The 18,303-nt window shown below is 65.0% G+C and carries 15 protein-coding genes; 6 read left to right on the top strand and 9 right to left on the bottom strand.

Features of this window, described 5'->3' with window-relative positions:
• The first annotated feature begins 98 nt into the window (after positions 1-98).
• Together J8I87_RS11600 and J8I87_RS11595 are read left to right on the top strand one after the other, a co-directional pair.
• Positions 99-1,982 carry an ATP-binding protein gene (locus J8I87_RS11600; protein ID WP_209931595.1) on the top strand — a complete coding sequence of 628 codons (1,884 nt, stop codon included), beginning with the start codon at positions 99-101 and terminating at the stop codon, positions 1,980-1,982.
• Positions 1,972-3,336, top strand: a complete 1,365-nt coding sequence (locus J8I87_RS11595; protein ID WP_209931594.1) for a sigma-54 dependent transcriptional regulator — start codon at positions 1,972-1,974, stop codon at positions 3,334-3,336. Before J8I87_RS11600 ends, J8I87_RS11595 begins: the two co-directional genes overlap by 11 nt.
• A gap of 16 nt (positions 3,337-3,352) precedes the next feature.
• On the opposite strand, the gene cynR is transcribed toward J8I87_RS11595, so the two are convergent.
• A complete protein-coding gene (gene cynR, locus J8I87_RS11590) occupies positions 3,353-4,252 on the bottom strand; it encodes a transcriptional regulator CynR (protein ID WP_209931593.1) in 900 nt (299 codons plus the stop codon).
• A 267-nt stretch (positions 4,253-4,519) separates the two neighbouring features.
• Between cynR and cynS the strand changes: the two genes are divergently transcribed.
• Both cynS and J8I87_RS11580 read left to right on the top strand, forming a co-directional pair.
• On the top strand, positions 4,520-4,990 hold the full coding sequence (gene cynS, locus J8I87_RS11585; RefSeq protein WP_209931592.1) for a cyanase: 471 nt from the start codon (positions 4,520-4,522) through the stop codon (positions 4,988-4,990).
• 121 nt (positions 4,991-5,111) lie between these two features.
• Positions 5,112-5,594, top strand: coding sequence for a DUF1348 family protein (locus tag J8I87_RS11580; protein ID WP_209931591.1), 483 nt, complete (start codon positions 5,112-5,114; stop codon positions 5,592-5,594).
• 286 nt (positions 5,595-5,880) lie between these two features.
• Here the strand turns inward: J8I87_RS11580 and J8I87_RS11575 are convergent, their stop codons facing one another.
• Positions 5,881-6,810 (bottom strand): LysR family transcriptional regulator, encoded by a 930-nt coding sequence (locus J8I87_RS11575; protein ID WP_209931590.1) that lies wholly within the window; start codon positions 6,808-6,810, stop codon positions 5,881-5,883.
• Between the two features lie 118 nt (positions 6,811-6,928).
• Between J8I87_RS11575 and J8I87_RS11570 the strand changes: the two genes are divergently transcribed.
• Positions 6,929-7,786 carry an oxidoreductase gene (locus J8I87_RS11570; RefSeq protein ID WP_209931589.1) on the top strand — a complete coding sequence of 286 codons (858 nt, stop codon included), beginning with the start codon at positions 6,929-6,931 and terminating at the stop codon, positions 7,784-7,786.
• Between the two features lie 85 nt (positions 7,787-7,871).
• Here the strand turns inward: J8I87_RS11570 and J8I87_RS11565 are convergent, their stop codons facing one another.
• The 3 genes from J8I87_RS11565 to J8I87_RS11555 form a co-directional block, all read right to left on the bottom strand.
• Complete coding sequence (locus tag J8I87_RS11565) at positions 7,872-8,744, bottom strand: hypothetical protein (protein ID WP_209931588.1); 873 nt, start codon at positions 8,742-8,744, stop codon at positions 7,872-7,874.
• Positions 8,745-9,001: 257 nt separating this feature from the next.
• Complete coding sequence (locus J8I87_RS11560; RefSeq protein ID WP_209931587.1) at positions 9,002-9,307, bottom strand: hypothetical protein; 306 nt, start codon at positions 9,305-9,307, stop codon at positions 9,002-9,004.
• Between the two features lie 194 nt (positions 9,308-9,501).
• Positions 9,502-10,335, bottom strand: a complete 834-nt coding sequence (locus tag J8I87_RS11555; RefSeq protein WP_209931586.1) for an NAD(P)-dependent oxidoreductase — start codon at positions 10,333-10,335, stop codon at positions 9,502-9,504.
• 99 nt (positions 10,336-10,434) lie between these two features.
• Here J8I87_RS11555 and J8I87_RS11550 point away from each other — a divergent pair, with 99 nt between their 5' ends.
• Entirely contained in the window at positions 10,435-11,502 is a 1,068-nt protein-coding gene (locus J8I87_RS11550; protein ID WP_245253875.1) for a LacI family DNA-binding transcriptional regulator, read from the top strand.
• A gap of 61 nt (positions 11,503-11,563) precedes the next feature.
• Here J8I87_RS11550 and J8I87_RS11545 read toward each other — a convergent pair whose 3' ends face one another.
• The 4 genes from J8I87_RS11545 to J8I87_RS11530 form a co-directional block, all read right to left on the bottom strand.
• On the bottom strand, positions 11,564-12,850 hold the full coding sequence (locus tag J8I87_RS11545) for an MFS transporter (RefSeq protein ID WP_209931584.1): 1,287 nt from the start codon (positions 12,848-12,850) through the stop codon (positions 11,564-11,566).
• A 313-nt stretch (positions 12,851-13,163) separates the two neighbouring features.
• Positions 13,164-15,752 carry a PAS domain S-box protein gene (locus J8I87_RS11540; protein WP_209931583.1) on the bottom strand — a complete coding sequence of 863 codons (2,589 nt, stop codon included), beginning with the start codon at positions 15,750-15,752 and terminating at the stop codon, positions 13,164-13,166.
• Positions 15,753-16,002: 250 nt separating this feature from the next.
• On the bottom strand, positions 16,003-16,905 hold the full coding sequence (locus J8I87_RS11535) for an alpha/beta hydrolase (protein WP_209931582.1): 903 nt from the start codon (positions 16,903-16,905) through the stop codon (positions 16,003-16,005).
• Between the two features lie 299 nt (positions 16,906-17,204).
• The gene (locus J8I87_RS11530; protein WP_209931581.1) at positions 17,205-18,146 is read right to left on the bottom strand and encodes a LysR family transcriptional regulator; all 942 of its coding nucleotides are present in this window, start codon (positions 18,144-18,146) and stop codon (positions 17,205-17,207) included.
• Positions 18,147-18,303: the final 157 nt, after the last annotated feature.

The raw sequence follows: 18,303 nt of genomic DNA, 5'->3' as shown, positions 1-18,303 counted from the left end.
TGTCCGATGCGGCGCGACGGCAGGGCGGCGCGCCTCGCGCGCGCTACGCCGTTTCGCGCCCGGCTTACGCGCATTCCGACAGCCGGGGCTGGGCATCGATGAGGTTGAACGTGCGCGTGAGAATAAAAGGGATTCCGTTGTGGGGCTGGGCCGCGGCGGCCGCGCTGTATTTCGGCGCGGCCGCCGCGGCCGTCGAGTTTGCATGGGACCGCGCGATCGATGCGCTTGCCGAAGTCGGCGCGCATCGGCTCGATCTGTACGCGGCCAGCCTGAAAAGCGAACTCGGCCGCTTCGAGATGATGCCCGCCATCGTCGCGCGCCAGGACAGCGTGCGCGCGCTGCTGGGCGCGGGCCCCGCCGCTTCGCCCGAGCTGCTGCGCGAAGTCAATGCGTATCTGCAGGCGGTGAACGACGAGGCCGGCAGCCTCGCCGTCGATGTCATCGACCTGCAGGGTTCCGTGATTGCCGCGAGCAACTGGAATCAGCCGCTCACCTTCGTCGGCACCAACGTTTCCTACCGCCCGTATTTCAAGGACGCGCTCGCGCACGGCTCGGGGCGCTTCTTCGGCATCGGCACGAACACGGGCATGCCCGGACTCTACTTCGCGAGCGCCGTGCGCGACGCGGGCAAGCCGATCGGCGCGGCAGCCGTGAAGCTTAGCGTCGATGCGCTGGAATCGGCGTGGCGCACGCCGGGCGAGGCGGCGATGGTGATCGACGGCAACGGCGTGATCGTGATCTCGACGGTGCCGGGATGGAAATTCACCGCGTTGCGGCCGATCACCGCGCAACAGCAACGCGACATTCAGGCGTCGCGGCAATACGCGGGCCGCAATGTCGATGCGTTGCCGTATCGCCGTACGGGCGACTGGAACAGCAACGCATGGCTCGGGCGCTTTCCGGATTGGCGCCGTCCGGGCCGCACCACGCGGTTTCTGGTGATGTCGCGGCCCGCGCCGCAAGCAGGCGACTCGGTGATGGTGCTGCTCGACGTCGCGGGCGCGCGCCGTCAGCAGCAACTCGCGCTCGCGTTCGTGACGGGCGCGTTTCTGATCGCCGGGCTGTATGCGTTGTACGCGATCCAGCGCCGCCGCACGATCGCCGAAAAGCTCAACGCGCAGGACGCGCTGCGGCTCGCCAACGATCGCCTGGAGATGACGGTCGCGCAGCGCACGGCCGCGCTGACGACGGCGAACGAGCGCATGCAGCAGGAGATCGTCGAGCGCAAGCGGACCGAGCAGCGGCTGCGCGATTCGCAGCAGGAGGTCGTGCATGCGGGCAAGCTCGCCGTGCTCGGACAGATGGCCGCGGGTCTCACGCATGAGCTGAACCAGCCGCTCGTCGCGATCCGCACGCTCTGCGACAACGCGCGCAAGTTCGTCGAGCGCGATCAGCCCGCGCAGGCTGTCGCGAATCTGGAACGCGTCGCGCGGCTCGTCGACAGCATGGCCGTGCTGACGGGCGAGCTCAAGACGTTCGCTCGCAAGCCGGACGTCGAGCGAGTGGCCGTCTCGCTGAACGAAGCCGTTGCCCATGCACGGCTCATCTACGAAGCGCGCATTCGCGACGAACGCGTGCAGCTCGACGTGAACATACCGTCCGGCACGACCGTATGGGCCGAATCGAGCCAGTTGCAGCAGGTGATCGTCAATCTGCTCGGCAATGCGCTCGATGCCGTGCGCGATGAACAGAAGCGCGCGATCACCATCGCGGCCGCCGAGCCCGACGAGCGCGAGCGCGTGCTCTTCACGATCGCCGACACGGGCGCGGGCATCGCGCCGGAGGTGCTCGCGCATCTGTTCGAGCCGTTCGTCACGACCAAGCCGCGCGGGCATGGACTGGGCCTCGGGCTCGCGATCACGTCGCGCATCGTCGAAGGATTCGGCGCGAGAATCGCCGCGTCGAATCGAGCGGACGGCGGCGCACAATTCACTATCGAATTCGCGGCAGCGACGTCGCAAAGGATGGTCCATGGGAGATGAGATTCGAGTGCTCGTCGTCGAGGACGACGAGAACGTGCGCTTCGGCGTCGAGCAGGCGGTCGCGCTGGCGGGGTTCCCCGTGAGCGCCTACGGGTCGGCGAAAGAGGCGCTCGCGGAACTCGGGCCGGGCGCGCCGCTCGTTATCGTGTCGGACGTCAGGATGCCGGGCATCGACGGATTGCAGCTGCTCGACAAGGTGATGGCGATCGATGCGCAGATTCCCGTCGTGCTGATCAGCGGGCATGCCGATATCTCGACGGCCGTGGGCGCGATGCAGGTCGGCGCCTACGATTTCATCGAAAAGCCGTTCTCATCCGACCATATCGCGGGCCGGGTGGCGCGCGCCGTCGAGAAGCGCCGTCTGACGCTCGAAGTGCAAGGCCTGCGGGCCGCGCTGCAAAACTGGCAGGGCATCGAGGCGCTGGTGCTCGGCAAGTCGCCTGCGATGGCCGAAGTGCGTAAGAAGATCCTGCGTCTGGCGGGTACGTCGGTGTCGGTGCTGATCACGGGCGAGACGGGCACGGGCAAGGAACTGATCGCGCGCAGCCTGCATGACTTCGGTGGCCGGCGCGACAACCATTTCGTCGCGCTCAATTGCGGCGGCTTGCCCGAGCAGGTCTTCGAAAGCGAGCTATTCGGCCACGAGGCGGGCGCGTTTACGGGCGCGATCAAGAAGCGCATCGGCAAGATCGAATGGGCGAGCGGCGGGACGCTGTTCCTCGACGAAATCGAAACCATGCCCGTCGCGCTGCAGATCAAGATGCTGCGCGTGCTGCAGGAGCGCACGCTGGAACGGCTGGGCGCGAACGAATCGATCGCCGTCGATTGCAGGGTGATCGCGGCGTCGAAGGCCGACCTCGCGGAGCTGGCCGCCGACGGGCGCTTTCGCGCGGACCTGCTGTACCGGTTGAACGTCGCGCAGATCGAGCTTCCGCCTTTGCGCGAGCGCCGCGAAGACGTGCCGCTGCTATTCGAGCATTTCGTGCTGGCGGCCGCGCGCCGCTTTGGGCAGCCTGCGCCCGTCGTGTCCGCGTCGCAGGTGTCGGAGCTGATGACCCACAAGTGGCCCGGCAATGTGCGAGAACTGCAGAACGTCGCCGACCGCTTCGTGCTCGGACTGACGGGCGACAGCCTGCTGGCCGAGGGTGGCCGCGCGGCAGCGAACGGCGGCACGCTCGCGGAGCAGCTTGCGTACTTCGAGCGCATGCTGATCGAGGACATGCTGCGCCGTCATGGCGGCAACGTCGCGGATACGAGCGACGCACTCGGCATGCCGAAGAAGACGCTTTATCACAAGCTACGGCAACTCAAGATCGCCGCGCGCGACGCGCAGGGCGAAGAGATGGACACGTAGACCGTCAGATGTTCGACTAAGGCTTGCTCGCTGCCGAACGTTTGAAGCTTGCGATCAACACCTCGGCGAACGCCTTGCTCGCCGCCGTCCGATAAGCGCCCTTGCGCTGCAGGAGCGCGGCTGTGCGGGCGGGCAGCGGCGGGTCGAGCGGGACGGGGCGCAGGTCGCCGTGTTCTCGCGCGATTGCGTCGGGCAAAACGGTGGCGAGCCGTCCACGGCGCACGATCTCTACGATCGCGCTGATCGAATTCGCCTCGACCGCAACCTGCGGGCGAACGCGATGCTGCGCGCAGTACTCGTCGATGTAGCCGCGCGTCGCGAACGCCCTGTTCAGAAGCACCAGCGGTTCCGTCGCGAAGTCCTGCACGGTCAGCGGCTTGCGGCGCGTCGCGCGCGGATGGCCGCCGCCGACCACGAGGCTCAAGGTCTCCCGAAACAACGGCTGGCTTTCGATTTCCGCAGTGTGAACGGGCTCGAACGCGATGCCCGCGTCGAGCTTGTCGTCGGCAAGCTGCGCTTCCATCTGATCCTGCGTGATCTCCTGAATGTCGATCGCGATGCCGGGATGCGCGCCGTAGAAGCCGTCGATGACGGGGCCAACCAGATACGCGGTGAACGTCGGCGTCACAGCGAGACGCAAATTGCCCCGGCTCAGCTCGCCGACATCGTGAATCGCCCTGACGCCCGCATCGAGATCCTGTAGCGCAAGCTTTGCGTAGCGCATCCACGCCGCGCCCGCGTCCGTCAACTGCACGGTTCTGCCCGTGCGGTCGAGCAGCGGCGTGCGCAGCGTGTCTTCCAGTTGCCTGATCTGCTGGGACAGCGTGGGTTGGGAGACGTGCAGCGCCTGCGCCGCGCGGGTGAAATTCCGGTGCTCGGCGACAGCCAGAAAATAGCGGATATGACGTAGCAGCATGTCGGCCTCATCGCGTCGTAGTTATTGGTCCTGCCTATAGTCATCATCATAAACCGGTCTTGGACACTATGGCTGATCGCGTTCATCCTACGTTCATCGCATCGCACTCATCGATGCGCTCGACAGCACGACACGCCAGTTCGTATCGCTGTCGGAGCATCCGGATGTTTCCGCGGCGCCTGCTGAGTCCGTCGCTGCGCATTGATAGTCGGCTCATTCGTTCAATACGCCGGCCTTATTCATGTTCATCAAGCAAGGAGCAACATCATGACCCAATCTCAAGTCAGCCAGAACGCACGCGAAGCGCTCACGGAAGCGATCATCGACGCGAAGGTTCGCAAGAACCTGACGTTCGAAGCCATCAACGAAGGCACGGGCCTGAGCGTCGCATATACGACGGCGGCGCTGCTCGGCCAGCACGCGCTTCCCGAAGCCGCGGCGAAACTGGTTGCCGAGCGTCTCGATCTGGACGACAACGCGGTTCGCCTGCTGCAGACCATTCCCGTGCGCGGCAGCATTCCCGGTGGCGTGCCGACCGATCCGACGATCTATCGCTTCTACGAGATGGTGCAGGTGTATGGCTCGACGCTGAAGGCGCTCGTGCATGAGAAGTTCGGCGACGGCATCATCAGCGCGATCAACTTCAAGCTCGATATCCAGAAAGTGCAGGACCCCGAAGGCGGCGAGCGCGCGATCATCACGCTCGATGGCAAGTATCTGCCGACCAAGCCGTTCTGATTGCGCGAGCTGAACACGTTTCGAGGCGGCGCGGCTGCGCTCGCCTCGCCCCGTTGTCCGATCAGGCGGAGAGCAAGATCGAACTCCGCACCCTGGCAACAGTCTTTCAAGGAGAGTAGAAATGACATCGCAACAACAGGAAATCCGTCCGCCGCTTCCTCCGTTCACGCTGGAAACAGCGACAGAAAAAGTGCGCCTCGCGGAAGACGGCTGGAACAGCCGCGATGCCGCAAAGGTCGCGCTCGCCTATTCGCTCGATACGAAATGGCGTAACCGCACGGAGTTCGCGAATAACCGGCAAGAAGCGCAAGCGTTTCTCGAGCGCAAATGGCGCAAGGAACTCGACTACCGTCTGATCAAGGAATTGTGGGCGTTCGGCGGCAACCGGATCGCCGTGCGCTACGCCTACGAGTGGCGCGACGACGCGGGCAACTGGTTCCGTTCGTATGGCAACGAAAACTGGGAGTTCGGCGAGGACGGCCTGATGCAACGCCGCTTTGCCTGTATCAATGACATGCCGATCAAGGAGACCGAGCGCAAGTTCTTTTGGCCGTTGGGCCGTCGCCCGGACGATCATCCGGGATTGAGCGAGCTGGGTCTCTGAGCAGTCCGAATGGATACGCGCCGCCTTTGCACCTGATGGCGTGACGCGTGTCCCGTTTGTTTCGCCTCCTACAGCAACGGCGCGTCGTCCGATGCAGGTCGCGCCGCAAGCGCAGCCCGTTCGTCCCGTGCTGCGCTACCAGGTGCAAGCTCAAGCCGCGCAACAAGGCGGAATAAACGGCGCGGGCCGTTCGCGTCCGCTGGACGTGTGATTCGCGCGCTTGCCCGCGTCATGCGGCCAAGCGCGCGAAGTCATGTCTGAGCGCGACGCAGATGGGCCTCTCGCGTTATCGCGTCAGTTCGGATGGGTCGAGAAAGAAGTCGTTGTTGTCCGCGACCCGCGAGATCATAAAGTCGATGAAAGTGCGCACGCGCAGCGGCTGCTCGGTTCGATGACGGTAGTAGATGTAGATCGACTCGCGCTGTGTCATATGTTGCGTCAGGAGCGGCATGAGCCGCGCGCCGCGAATGTGCGAAACGGCCGAGAAGCTGCCGAGCTGCCCGATCGCGAGACCCGCGAGGACTGCCTCCGTCTCCGCATCGATATCGTTCGCGCACAGCGACGCTGCAATGTCGCGATAGACAATTTCGTTGCCGATCAGAAATTCCCACGGCGCCTCTTTGCCCGTGTTCGCGCGCCGATAGCCCGTGCAGCGATGCGCAGCGAGATCGTCGACGGTGTGCGGTGTGCCGTGCCGTTCGAGATAGGCCGGCGACGCGCACACGATCAACTGGATGGGCAGCAGACGCCGGGCAATCGCACCTTCGGACGGCGGCGATCCGCCGCGAAAGCCGACGTCGGCGCGATCGCTGACGAGATCGGTGAAATGATCGTCGAAACGCACGTCGAGTTTCACGTCGGGGTAGAGCGCCGCAAACTGCAGGATGGACGGCCACAGCACCGTCCGCCCGAGTGCCTTTGGCGCGCTCACCCGCAAGGGTCCCGCGACTTCGTCCTTCGAGCGGCGGGCGTCGTCCAGGGCCGACGACAGCGTGGCGAGCGCCGGCTCCACGCTTTGCAGCAGGCGTTGTCCTTCTTCCGTCAGGCTCAGTTTGCGCGTGGTCCGATGAAACAGCCGCACGCCCAGCGTTTTTTCCAGCTGCATCACGGCATGGCTGGCCGCCTGCGGCGAGATGCCCTGATCGACAGCCGCCTTGCGCAGACTGCCGAGCGCCGCCGCGCGGACAAAGATCGAAATGGCCCGGACTTCGTTCATCAGCGTCCCCCGATTCGCAAAGAAAAGTTGATTATCAGTCTAGCAATTGACGGCTAGTTCGTGCGAATCGGGCGCCCTATGCTTCGTTTCACCTTCACGACGAACTTAGGAGCACACCATGAGCAATGTCACGAAACAGCAGTTCAAGCGCGTCTGGTTCATCACGGGCGCATCGCGCGGGCTGGGCGCGTTGATCGCGAAAGCGGCGCTCGCCGACGGCAACGCAGTGGTCGCGGCGGGGCGCAATGCGGCCGCGATCGCCGAGCGGCTCGGCGAGTCGCCCGCGCTGCTGCCCGTGGCGCTCGATGTCACCGACGACGCGCAAGCCAGAGCGGCTGTCGCGGCCGCCGTCGAGAAGTTCGGCCGCATCGACGTGTTGATCAACAACGCCGGGTTCGGCCTGCTCGCGGCCGTCGAGGAATCGAGCGACGCCGACGTGCGCCGCATGTACGACACCAACGTTTTCGGCCTGCTCAACGTGACGCGCGCCGTGCTGCCCGTGATGCGGGCGCAGCGCTCGGGACATGTCGTCAACATGTCGTCGATCGGCGGTTATCGCGCGGCAGCAGGGTTTGGCGTGTATAGCTCGACGAAGTTCGCGGTCGAGGGCATCACGGAGGCGTTGCACGCCGAGCTGAAGCCGCTCGGCATTCATGCGACGGTGGTCGAGCCGGGTTATTTCCGGACCGACTTCCTGGATGCATCGTCGCTCGTCGTCGGCAAGGAAATCATCGACGACTACGACGAGACGTCGGGCAAGGTGCGCCGCTTTGCCGTCGGAATGAACCACAATCAGCCGGGCGATCCCGAGAAGCTGGCGACCGCGATGGTGGCGCTCGCCGACGCACAGACGCCGCCGCTGCGCCTGCCGCTCGGCACGGACACGCTGAAGGCCATCGCGCACAAGAACGCGTACGTGACAGAGGAAACGCAGACGTGGATGACGTTGTCGGCATCGACCGATTTCGCGGTCTGAGCCGTTTTGAGCAGACGAAAGTGAGTCGCGACAGCGCCGCTGCGAAAGCAACGGCGCTGTCTTGGCTTGAGCGCGTGAAAGCCGGTTATTTCGGCGGCGGCAGCGAAGGGTCGAGCTTGGCCGAGTCCCTGACGAGCTGCTCCGTCATAGCGGCCGCGACCGGGTTCGAGCCCGCGCCCGGCTTCGCGATGCGTTGCTCGGTGGCGGTGCGGACAGCGGACATATCGGGCGGCGGCAGCGAGGGATCGGTCTTCGCCGGGTGACGCACCAGTTGGTTGGTCATCGCCGCGCCCGATTGAGATGAGCCGTGCTGATTCGTGCTCGGGCGGGCACCCGGATTGGCATCGGTGCTGATGTCGACGGGCGGCATCGACGCAGGCGGCGGCAAAGAAGGATCGAGCTTCGCTGATTCGCGCACCAGTTCATCCGTCTCCGGCGTCGGGCCTTGGAGCGCCGCCGGTGTGCGACGTTCGAGGCTGTCGCGTCCGCGTTGCGTGCGCGGCGACGGAACCACCTTCGGCGCGCCCGCGTCCGGGGCGTGGATCGAGGCGACGGCCGTCGACGGTTGCGCGGGTTGTAGCTGGGGCTTCGGCTGTTCGGCTGCTGGAGCGGGGCTGGGTGCGGGTGCGATGGCCGCAGTCGACGGGCTCGGCGCGGGCGCGACGGCCGCAGGCGCGGGAACAGGCGCCGGTGCAGGCGCCGGCAAAACCGGTTGCTGCGTGACAGCCGTGCTCTTCGAGACCGCACTCGACGGCCTCGACATGCTGATGCTGCCTTCCGTCACATGACTTTCGCTGACGCGCGAATCGACGGCAGCCGCGGGCGTGGATTCATCCATGCCGGCCGTCGCTTCGGCTGTCGCCCGGCGGTCTGCCTGAAGCAGCATCAGGTACGTGGTCCCTGCTGCACCCAGCAGGAGCCCGACAAGGATCATCACTATCTTACGGGTAGTCATCATACGTGCAGATGGCGTTCAAACGGCGTGAACCAGCAATGGAAAACGATGGCTCGCGCCTTTCATCAGAACCATAAAAGCAATAGACGGGCCTGATGAGACGGAATGGACGAGCGACAACCAGAGAAGCACGCGTCAAAAAAGATGCGCCGAACGCCGCGCGACAACGGCGGCGGGTGGAAGGTTCTCCGATTATCGGACGCTTCGGTTTAGCTTGCGTGTCGAGCACGCATGCCGTTTGCGACGCAGCTATCGTCCGATCAATCCCGCGGACTGAACTCGGACAGTGACGCCGGCCGGCGCATGCCGTGACGCAGGAACCAGTGCCGCACGGCATTCAGCTTGCGCGGCAATCCGGGGATCAGATTGCCTTCGATGCGGGCTTTAGCGCACGACGTCGCGTACTCGATCGCTTCTTCCTCGGAAGAAAAGTAGCCGAGGATGCCAAAGGCCTTGCGCCGTCCGCTCGGGCCGGTGACGAACACGCTGGCCGCGTACCCGCGAGTGCCGACGGACGCAAGTGGGATGATGACGTGGCGCCTGTAATGCACTGCATGCCTGTCCATGTTCATCCTCCACTGGGTTTTGCCCTGGTCACATGGTACACGCAGCCAAACGGCCGCGGCAATTCATTGCGGTCACGCAAAATGGGGAACGGTTGTGTTTTTCCGCTATCCAGCGCGGCGCGCGACACGGTTTTTCGCGCGCCGTGTGGCCGCCGCACCCGCGCTCTGGGGGCGAGGCGCGTCTGGATGGCGGCTTATTGGCTGCGTTCCATCGGCTCGCCCAGCACGAAAGCGCCGCCCTGGAAACGCTGCGCCGGATCGTCGAATTCGGCATTGGGCGCCGTGGCGGGGAAGCGTTCCGCGAATTGCGCCGAACTGTCGCGCGGACGGAAGCCGAGGAAGCCGGCCTTCGTGTTGTCCCACCACTTGACGGGATTGTCCGAGGCGCCGTAGACCACCGCGTGTCCGACGCGATTCGTGAACAGCGAGCAGCGCACCAGTTCGATGAAATCCCGATAGCTCAGGTACGTGACGAGCATGCGAGGATTTTTCGGCTCCTCAAACGACGAACCGATACGCAAACAAACCGTCTCGATGCCGAAGCGGTCGTAGTAGTAGCGCGACAGCGACTCGCCGAAGCATTTCGTCACACCATACAGGCTGTCCGGGCGCTGCGGCGCGTCGGCGTCGAGCACTTCCGTGACGGGATGAAAGCCGATCGCGTGATTCGAGCTTGCGAACACGACGCGCTTCACGCGATGCGTGCGCGCCGCCTCGTACAGGTTGTACGTGCCCCGGATATTGGCCTCGATCAGATCGTCGAACGGCGCGTCGATCGAGATGCCGCCCAGATGCACGATCGCATCGACGCCCTCGACCATGTGCATCACGGCCTCGCGGTCTGCGAGATCGACGATGCTCGTTTCTTCATGCGAAGCCGCGTCGCCCGTCGGCACGATGTCGCTCACGCGGACGATGTCGGCCCATTTCGCCAGCGCGCCGCGCAACTGACGGCCCAGATTGCCGCCCGCGCCCGTCAGCAGCAGGCGGCGGAACGGCTTGCGCGACACAGCAGTTGTCTCGTTCATGAATGATCCTCCAACAATTTTGGAAAACGTTTTCCGACTATAAATGTGACGACGGTATCGCGTCAATCGCCGCTTTGATAAGCCCACGCGGCAGCGCGGCTGGTCGACGGGCGTCCGGGCGGCACCGTTTTCTGCGACAATCTCCTCACGGCAAAAGAAAACGTTACCTTTCGAATGAAAAAAGTTTCCCCGACGATTCGCGATGTCGCTGGCGAAGCCGGCGTGTCGGTTGCGACGGTGTCGAAGTACATGAACGGCGCGCAACGCTTTTCGCCTGCCGTCGAGGCGAGGCTCAAGGAAGCGGTCGAGCGACTCGGCTACCGTTCGAATCCGCTCGCGCGCTCGATGATCACGGGGCGCACGCGCACCATCGGTCTCGCGATTCTCGACATCAGCAATCCGCACTTCACGAACGTCACGAAGGGCGCGAACCGCGTCGCGTTGCAGCACGACTACACGCTGCTGCTCGTCGACACGGAAGAAAACCAGGCGCGTGAACGCTCGCTGATCGAGGCGCTCGCGCAACGCGTCGACGGGCTCATCGTCAGTTCGCGGATGCCCGACGAAGAGTCGCAATGGATGCTCGAACTCAACAAGCCGCTCGTGCTGCTGCGGGGCAGCCCGGGCTTGGCGATTCCGAGCGTCGGCATCGACAACCGTCTGTCGACCTACATGCTCGCGCGGCATCTGCTGAATCTCGGACATCGCCGCATCGCCTATCTCGGCTTCGGCCAGGCCCGCATCAACGACGAACGGATTCGCGGCGCGCGCGACTGCCTGACGGAAGCGGGCCTCACACTCGACGTGCATGACGCGCACGCACCGACCGCGAAGGCGGGCGAGCAGGCGTGCTCGCGCGTGATGCTCGGACCGCAGCGGCCGCAGGCGGTGATCTGCTACAACGACCTGATTGCGCTCGGCTTCATGAAAGAGGCCGCGTCGCTCGGCTTCAAGCTGCCGCGCGATGTCTCCGTGACGGGCATCGACAACGTCCCATACGGCGAGTACTCCGCGCCCGCGCTCACCACCGTGGACATTCAAAGCGAACAAATGGGCGAACTGGCGATGCACAAGCTCATCGATGCGCTCGCCGGCTGCTCCGAGGCCGAGCATTCGATGTTCGAGCCGCGTCTGATCGTGCGCGAGTCGACGGCGGCTTGCGGCTGAATCGAGCGGCCCGCGTGACATGGCTGCACGCGCGCCGCGCGATGCGGCGCGGCATTCCCGGTCAGGCATCGAGTTTTGCGGGCGTCATGCGGGGCGTGAGCGTGTGCATGACGGCCAGCGCGATCAGGTAGGCGAGCGCGCCGATCGCGAATAGCACCCAGTAGTGGCCCGTGCGTTGCAACACCTGGCCGATCACTTCGGAGAACAGCACACCGCCGATCGAGCCCGCCATCCCGCCGATGCCGACCACGGCGCCGAGCGCGCGGCGCGGGAAGAGATCGGAGGCTGTCGTGAACAGATTCGCCGACCAGCCCTGGTGCGCGGCGGCAGCAAGCCCGACGATGCCGACGGCGGCCCACAAGTTGTCGACTTGCGACACGAACGCGATGGGCAGCACGCAGCACGCGCAGATCAGCATTGCCGTCTTGCGCGCGGCGTTCACGCTCCAGCCCTTGTGCAGCAGCGTCGACGAAATCCAGCCGCCGATGCTGCCGACCGTCGTGATCGCATAGATGACGACGAGGGGCAGGCCGATGTGCTGCATGTCCATGCCGTGCGATTCGTTGAGCCACTTCGGCAGCCAGAACAGATAGAACCACCAGACAGGATCGGTCAGAAACTTGCCGATCAGGAACGCCCACGTTTCGCGCTTCCTGATCAGCACGCCCCACCCGGGCGAGCCGGCGTTTGCGTTGCGGGCGTCGAGCGCTTCGACTTCGTCGCGCGGGTCGTCGAAGTCTTCGCCCTGCGCGCTGCGGTCGGCGGGACGGTAGACGGCGAGCCACACGGCAAGCCACACGAGGCCGATCGCGCCGATGATGATGAAGGCCGCGCGCCAGCCGTACAGGACGGAGAGGGGCGGAATGATGGCGGGCGCGAACACCGCGCCGATGTTCGCGCCCGAGTTGAAGATGCCCGTCGCGAGCGCGCGCTCGCGGCGCGGAAACCATTCAGCCGTGGTCTTGATGGCAGCCAGAAAGTTGCCGCCTTCGCCGATGCCGAGCAGCGCGCGCACGGCGGCGAAGCCCATCACCGAGCCGACGGCCGCGTGCAGCATGGCGGCCACGCTCCACACGAGCATCGCGCCCGCGTAGGAAATGCGCGTGCCCAGCCAGTCGACGACGCGCCCGAAGCACAGCAGGCCGATCGCATAGAAAGCGGAGAACGCGATGACGATGCGGCCGTACTGCACCTGTGTCCAGCCGATTTCGTGCTGGAGCACGGGCGCGAGCAGACCGAGAATCTGCCGGTCCATGTAGTTGATGACGGTCGCGAAGAAGAGCAGCGCACAGACTGTCCAGCGGAACCGGCTGGCGGCGCGTACGACGCCGACGACGGCAGATTGCATGTATGTCTCCGTTTTGCGGCATCGCTTGTCGCGCCGCATCTTTCCGATGGCCGGCGACGAGCGCCGGGCAGGGCGCAGCGCGCCGTCTGCGCATACGGCGCGTGCGTAATTCCGCGAGGTGTGGAAAACGTTTGTCTAACAATAGGAGGTTTGGCGCCGGTTGGCTATTACGTGTTTTCAGGGATTCTGAGCGTAGGCGGCTGCTAATGACCCGGCCGTTGCGTTGACGAAGTTAATCGTTTTCTTCCGGGCGCATTTGCCAAGCCAAGCCAAGCCAAGCCCGTCCACGACAACGCGGATGGCCGGACCTGCTTCAGTCGCGCACGCGCGCGACGGCGATCCGCAACACGCTTTCGAGTTCGGGCAAGCCGACGGGCTTGGTCAGATGCAGATCGAAGCCCGCCGCCTCCGTTCGCGCGCGGTCTTCGCTGGTGCCAAGCCCCGTCATCGCCGCGATGACGGCGCCCGGCGACACGAGCGCGTGGCGGATATGGGGCAGCGCGTCGAAGCCCGTCATCTTCGGCATCGACAGATCGAGCAGCACGAGATCGGGCTGCAGCGTCTGCGCCAGTTCGATTGCGGCCGCGCCGTCATAGACGGTGTGCGCTTCGTGGCCGAGCGCCTGGACGAGCGTCGCCATGCTGTCAGCGGAATCGACGTTGTCGTCGACGACCATCACCTTCAGATCGGCAAGCCGCGGCGGCGCGGGCGCCTCATCGCGCGCGCCTGCGTCGGCGATCGCATGATCCGATTCCGGCAGCCAGACGGTGAACACGCTGCCTTTGCCGCGCCCTTCGCTGTGCGCTTCGATATGGCCGCCGTGCAGATCGACGATTGCGCGCGCAAGCGTCAGGCCGATACCGAGGCCGCTCTTGTCGGCCTGTTCTTCCGTCGGCGTTTCCTGTACGAAAAGATTGAAGACGGCGTCGATCGCGTCCGGATCGATGCCTCGCCCCGAGTCGGTGATGCGGATCGCGAGCAGGCGGCCCGAGCGGAAAATCCGCAGTCCGATCGACGCGCCGTCCAGACTGAACTTCGATGCGTTGTTCAACAGGTTCTGCACGACCTGGACCATCCGCGTCAGATCGCCTGCGATATACAGCGGCGTGTCGGGCATCGACACGTCCAGCGTCTGCCCGCGCGACGACAGCAGCGGCGCGCTGCCTTCGATGCTCAGTTGCGCGATGGCTTGCAGCGACACCGGCTTCGGCGCGATCTGCACGCGTCCGAGCGTGACGCGCCCGGCATCGAGCAGATCGTCGACGAGGCGCGTGAGGTGCGACAACTGCCGGTCGATCAGTTCGTGCTCGGGCACGAGCGCGCGATGACCGTCGGACTTCAGTTGCAGCATGCTGACGGCGTTGCGCAGCGGCGCAAGCGGGTTACGCAGCTCGTGGCCGAGCAGCGCGAGGAACTGGCTCATCCGCTGGCTCGATGCTTCCAGTTCTTCGAGACGCCGCCTGCGCGACATGTCGCGCGTGATCTTCGCGAAGCCTTGCAGCGCGCCGTTGGAATCGCGCAGCGCAGTCGTGATGATGTTCGCCCAGAAGATCGTGCCGTTCTTGCGCACGCGCCACTCTTCCGTTTCGACGCGGCCTTCGCGCGCGGCGAGCTCGAGATCGCGCTGCGGACGGCCCGCCGCGATATCCTCGGGTGTATAGAACAACGCTGCCGGTTCGCCGAGCATCTCGTGTGGCTCATAGCCCATCACCTGCGTCGAGCCTGCGCTCCAGGTCGTGATATGGCCGCTCGCGTCGAGCATCGTGATCGCGTAGTCCTTGATCGCGTCGACGAGCACGCGAAAGCGCTTGTCGAGTTCGCGCGCGTTGAAGCGCTCGGTGACGTCGCGCATGAAATACGCGAGCTCGGTATTGCCGTCGTACTGAACGGGACAGACGGACAGTTCGACGGGAAACTCGGTGCCGTCGATGCGGCGCGCGACAAGCTCCGTGCGGCTGCGATTCTTGCCGCTTGAGCCGCTCGTGCCATGCGTGCTGTTTTGCGCATGCGGGTCCTTGCCTGCTTCGACAGCCTGTGACGGCGCGATCCCGAAGACGTCGAGTTCGCCATAGCGTGCGCGTCTGCGCGCCGGAAACAGTGCTTCGAGTATCGGGCGGCCCATCACCGCGTTGCGCGCATAGCCGAACGTGCGCGTCGCGGCATCGTTCCAGTCGATGATGATGCCCTCGGCGTCGGTGCACACGAACGCGTCGTGGGTCGTGTCGAGCACGAGACGGCGGCGCCGCAACGATGCTTCGAGCTTGCTGTCGGCGGCTTCGCGCAAGCTGATCTCGGTGCGCAACCGCGCGATCGTCATCGCGTTCTGCTCGATCAGCGCGCGGTTCTCGACGAATACGCGCTGATGCGCCATGCCCGATGCGACGAGCGACGTGATCCGCTCCAGCGTTTCGATATCCTCGCTGGAGAACGCTTGCGTGCGGTCGGACATCAGCTTCACGACGCCCGCCACTTCGGCCTGGTAAAGGAGCGGCGCGACCACCATCGAGGTGGCGCCCACGCGCTTGCATGCCTGCGCATCGACGCGCGGATCGTTCGACGTATCGCTGCTGTACAGCAGATGCTTTTCGAGCGAGCAGAGACCCGACAGGCTGCCGTCGCGCTTGAGCCGCAAACCGACGTGATGCGCGATCGTGCCGCTGCATGCGCGATACACCATCTCGTCGTCGTCCACCCACTCGACCACGGATGCATGCGCAGCGGGCACGAGTTCGAGCAGCGCATCCGTGACGACGGACAAAAAGCGGTCGAGGTCCAGCTTCGCGGCAGCGATCCGCGAGTGCGCATCGATCAGCTTTCTCAGGCGCGCATTCGCCGAGCGCTCGCGATTGAGTTGCGCGGCAATATCGGTCGTGTCGATCTGACGGTCGTGACTGGCATTCATCGTGGGGCGGCTCCGTGTGACGCCAGTGGCGCTTGCATGATTGAGCGGAGCAACGGGCGCTGCGCGCAGCGTGGTTGGAATGGCGTCAACGGTCCTGACTGTGCGCATCAAACATACCTATGCACGATGCATAGATACGCATCGACACGCCGCTCGCTCTTTCGACGTTTATACACGCTGACGCGATCCCGCGTCCAAGGTTCCGGCACGTGATGGGCCCGGCGCGTCCGGCGCCACGTCCGGCGCCGGGTCACGCAGCTTCGGGATCGGGATTGAGCATCGCGTGAACGAACGCGCCCATCGAGGCGAGCGAACGCTGTCCGTCATCGAGTTGCTGATAGAACAGACTCCACGCGTGAATCATGTCGGGCCAGGCCTCCAGCGTGACGCGCACGTCCGCTTCGGCTGCGCGGCGGGCGACGCGCAGCGCGTCGTCGAGCAAGGTTTCGGCCGTGCCGACCTGGATGAGCATCGGCGGAAGCTCGCGCAGGTTCGCGTAAAGCGGCGACGCGAGCGGGCTGCGCGGATCGGCGCCGTTCAGGTAAGCCGCAGCGGCTTCCTGCAGATACGCCTTCTGGATCAGCGGATCGACGGCGGACTTGGACACCATTGTTTCGCCCGTCATTTCCAGATCGACCCACGGCGAACTGAGCCACAGACACGCGGGCAGCCCGATGCCCATGTCGCGCAGCGAAACGAGCGTCGCGAGCGCGAGGCTGCCGCCCGCGCTTTCGCCCGCAAGTGCGATGTTCGCGGGTTCATAGCCATGCGTGAGAAGAAATTCATAGCCCGCGATCGCATCGTCGACGGCGGCGGGAAACGGATGCTCGGGCGCGAGCCGGTAGTCGAGCGCGAGTGTTTGCGTGCGCGCCTCGCGGCCCGCTTGCGCGACCATGTGCCGATGCGTGGCCAGTCCGCCGGCGATGTACGCGCCGCCATGCAGGAACAGCACGACGCGCGTCGGATCGGCGGCGGGCGTGCTGGTCCATTCGGCGCGCACGCCGTTCGCATCGACGGCCTCGACATAGACGTCGGAGGGCAACGGATAGCCGCCGAATAGCGACACGAGGCGTTCGCGCCGCTCGGCGAGTCCGGCTGGACGCGGCGCCGACGCGAGCAGGTTGCGGATGATCTCGATCTGTGCGTCGGCCATGTCGATTCTCCTCGTGCAGGGCAGTCGGCCTGTCGTTTCGCTGACGGTCGCAGCGTCGGGCAGACATGTCCAGACCCTAGCACTCTATGCCACGCCGACTGCGAATTCAAAGCGGCGGCGCCGCGCCGCGGCGGATCGAGTCAACAATAAAAAATGTACTCCGTTCAGATCGCGCGCAAGCAGACCGTAATAGGCGGGCAGACGAAGGAACGCGTCCTCACCGCCAGCATTTTTTCCGCGACGGGTCGACCGGCCGATCTGGGCTCGTGCCCCTATCGTCTTCTTCTGATGGCGTCGCCCTAAACGGGAAATCCGTTCGCGAACCGCTCGCGCAGATAGCCGACGAACAGCCCGACCGCGCGCGGCACATGCGACGCATACGGCCGCACGATATAAAGCTGCTCGGCGAACGCACCCGTGACTCGCCAGTCGGGCAGCACGACCACCAGCTTGCCCGCCTGCACGGCGGCCTGAGCGGTGAAGTCCGGCACCAGCGCAATGCCCAGGCTTTCGAGCGCGGCGTCACGCAGCGTCTCGCTGTTGTTCGCGGAAAACTGCCCGTTCACGGGCAACGTCACAGGGCGCGCCGCTTTCCTGCGCGCGGCGTTGCGCTCGAACGACCACATCGGTTCCCCTGTCGAGCGCGGATAGAAGAGACAGTCGTGGGCAGCGAGATCCTCCGGCGTTCGCGGCGTGCCGCGCTTTCGCAGATAGGCGCGCGTCGCGACGATCACGGAATGCGTGTCGCACAGCTTCCAGGCAACGTGCGTATCGGGCGGCTCGGCCGTGTGACGTATCGCCAGGTCGAAGCCTTCCGTCGCCAGTGAAACGAGCCTGTCGGATACCTCCAGCTGCACGCGGACCTGCGGATTCGCCGACAGGAACTCAGGCAGCTTCGGCACCAGTTGCTGACGCGCGAACGCCACGGGCGCCGTCACGCGCACGAGGCCGCGCGGCACGCCCGATAGCTCACGGACCCGCGCGAAGCTGGCGGCGATCTGCGCATATTGGCCGCGCGTGCTGTCGACGAGCTGCTGCCCGGCTTCCGTCAGGCGGACGCTGCGTGTAGTGCGCTGCACCAGCGAAATGCCCGCCGCGCGTTCGAGTTCGGAAATGCGCTGGCTCATCGCGGCCTTGCTGACGCCGAGGCGTGCCGCCGCCGCCGTGTAGGTGCCCTGTTCGGCGAGCATCGTGAGCCAGTGCAGATGTATCCAGAGATCTTCGATATTTTGCGTATCCATACACTCATTGTTCACTGTGGAAAACAGTGAGTTCAATGGTAGCCTCTTTCCATCGCATTCGCTGCTTCCTACACTGCTTCTAAGGAAAGTGTTCAAAACTCGCCCATATCATGCTGTTCAACCCGAAGCCTGCCAGGCACAATAAGCGCATGAAACA

Origin of the sequence: Paraburkholderia sp. LEh10, assembly GCF_017814945.1 — a bacterium.
In the GTDB taxonomy this organism is placed as follows: domain Bacteria; phylum Pseudomonadota; class Gammaproteobacteria; order Burkholderiales; family Burkholderiaceae; genus Paraburkholderia.
The sequence above is the reverse complement of the archived record's forward strand: the minus strand, read 5'-3'. Positions and strand labels throughout refer to the sequence as shown.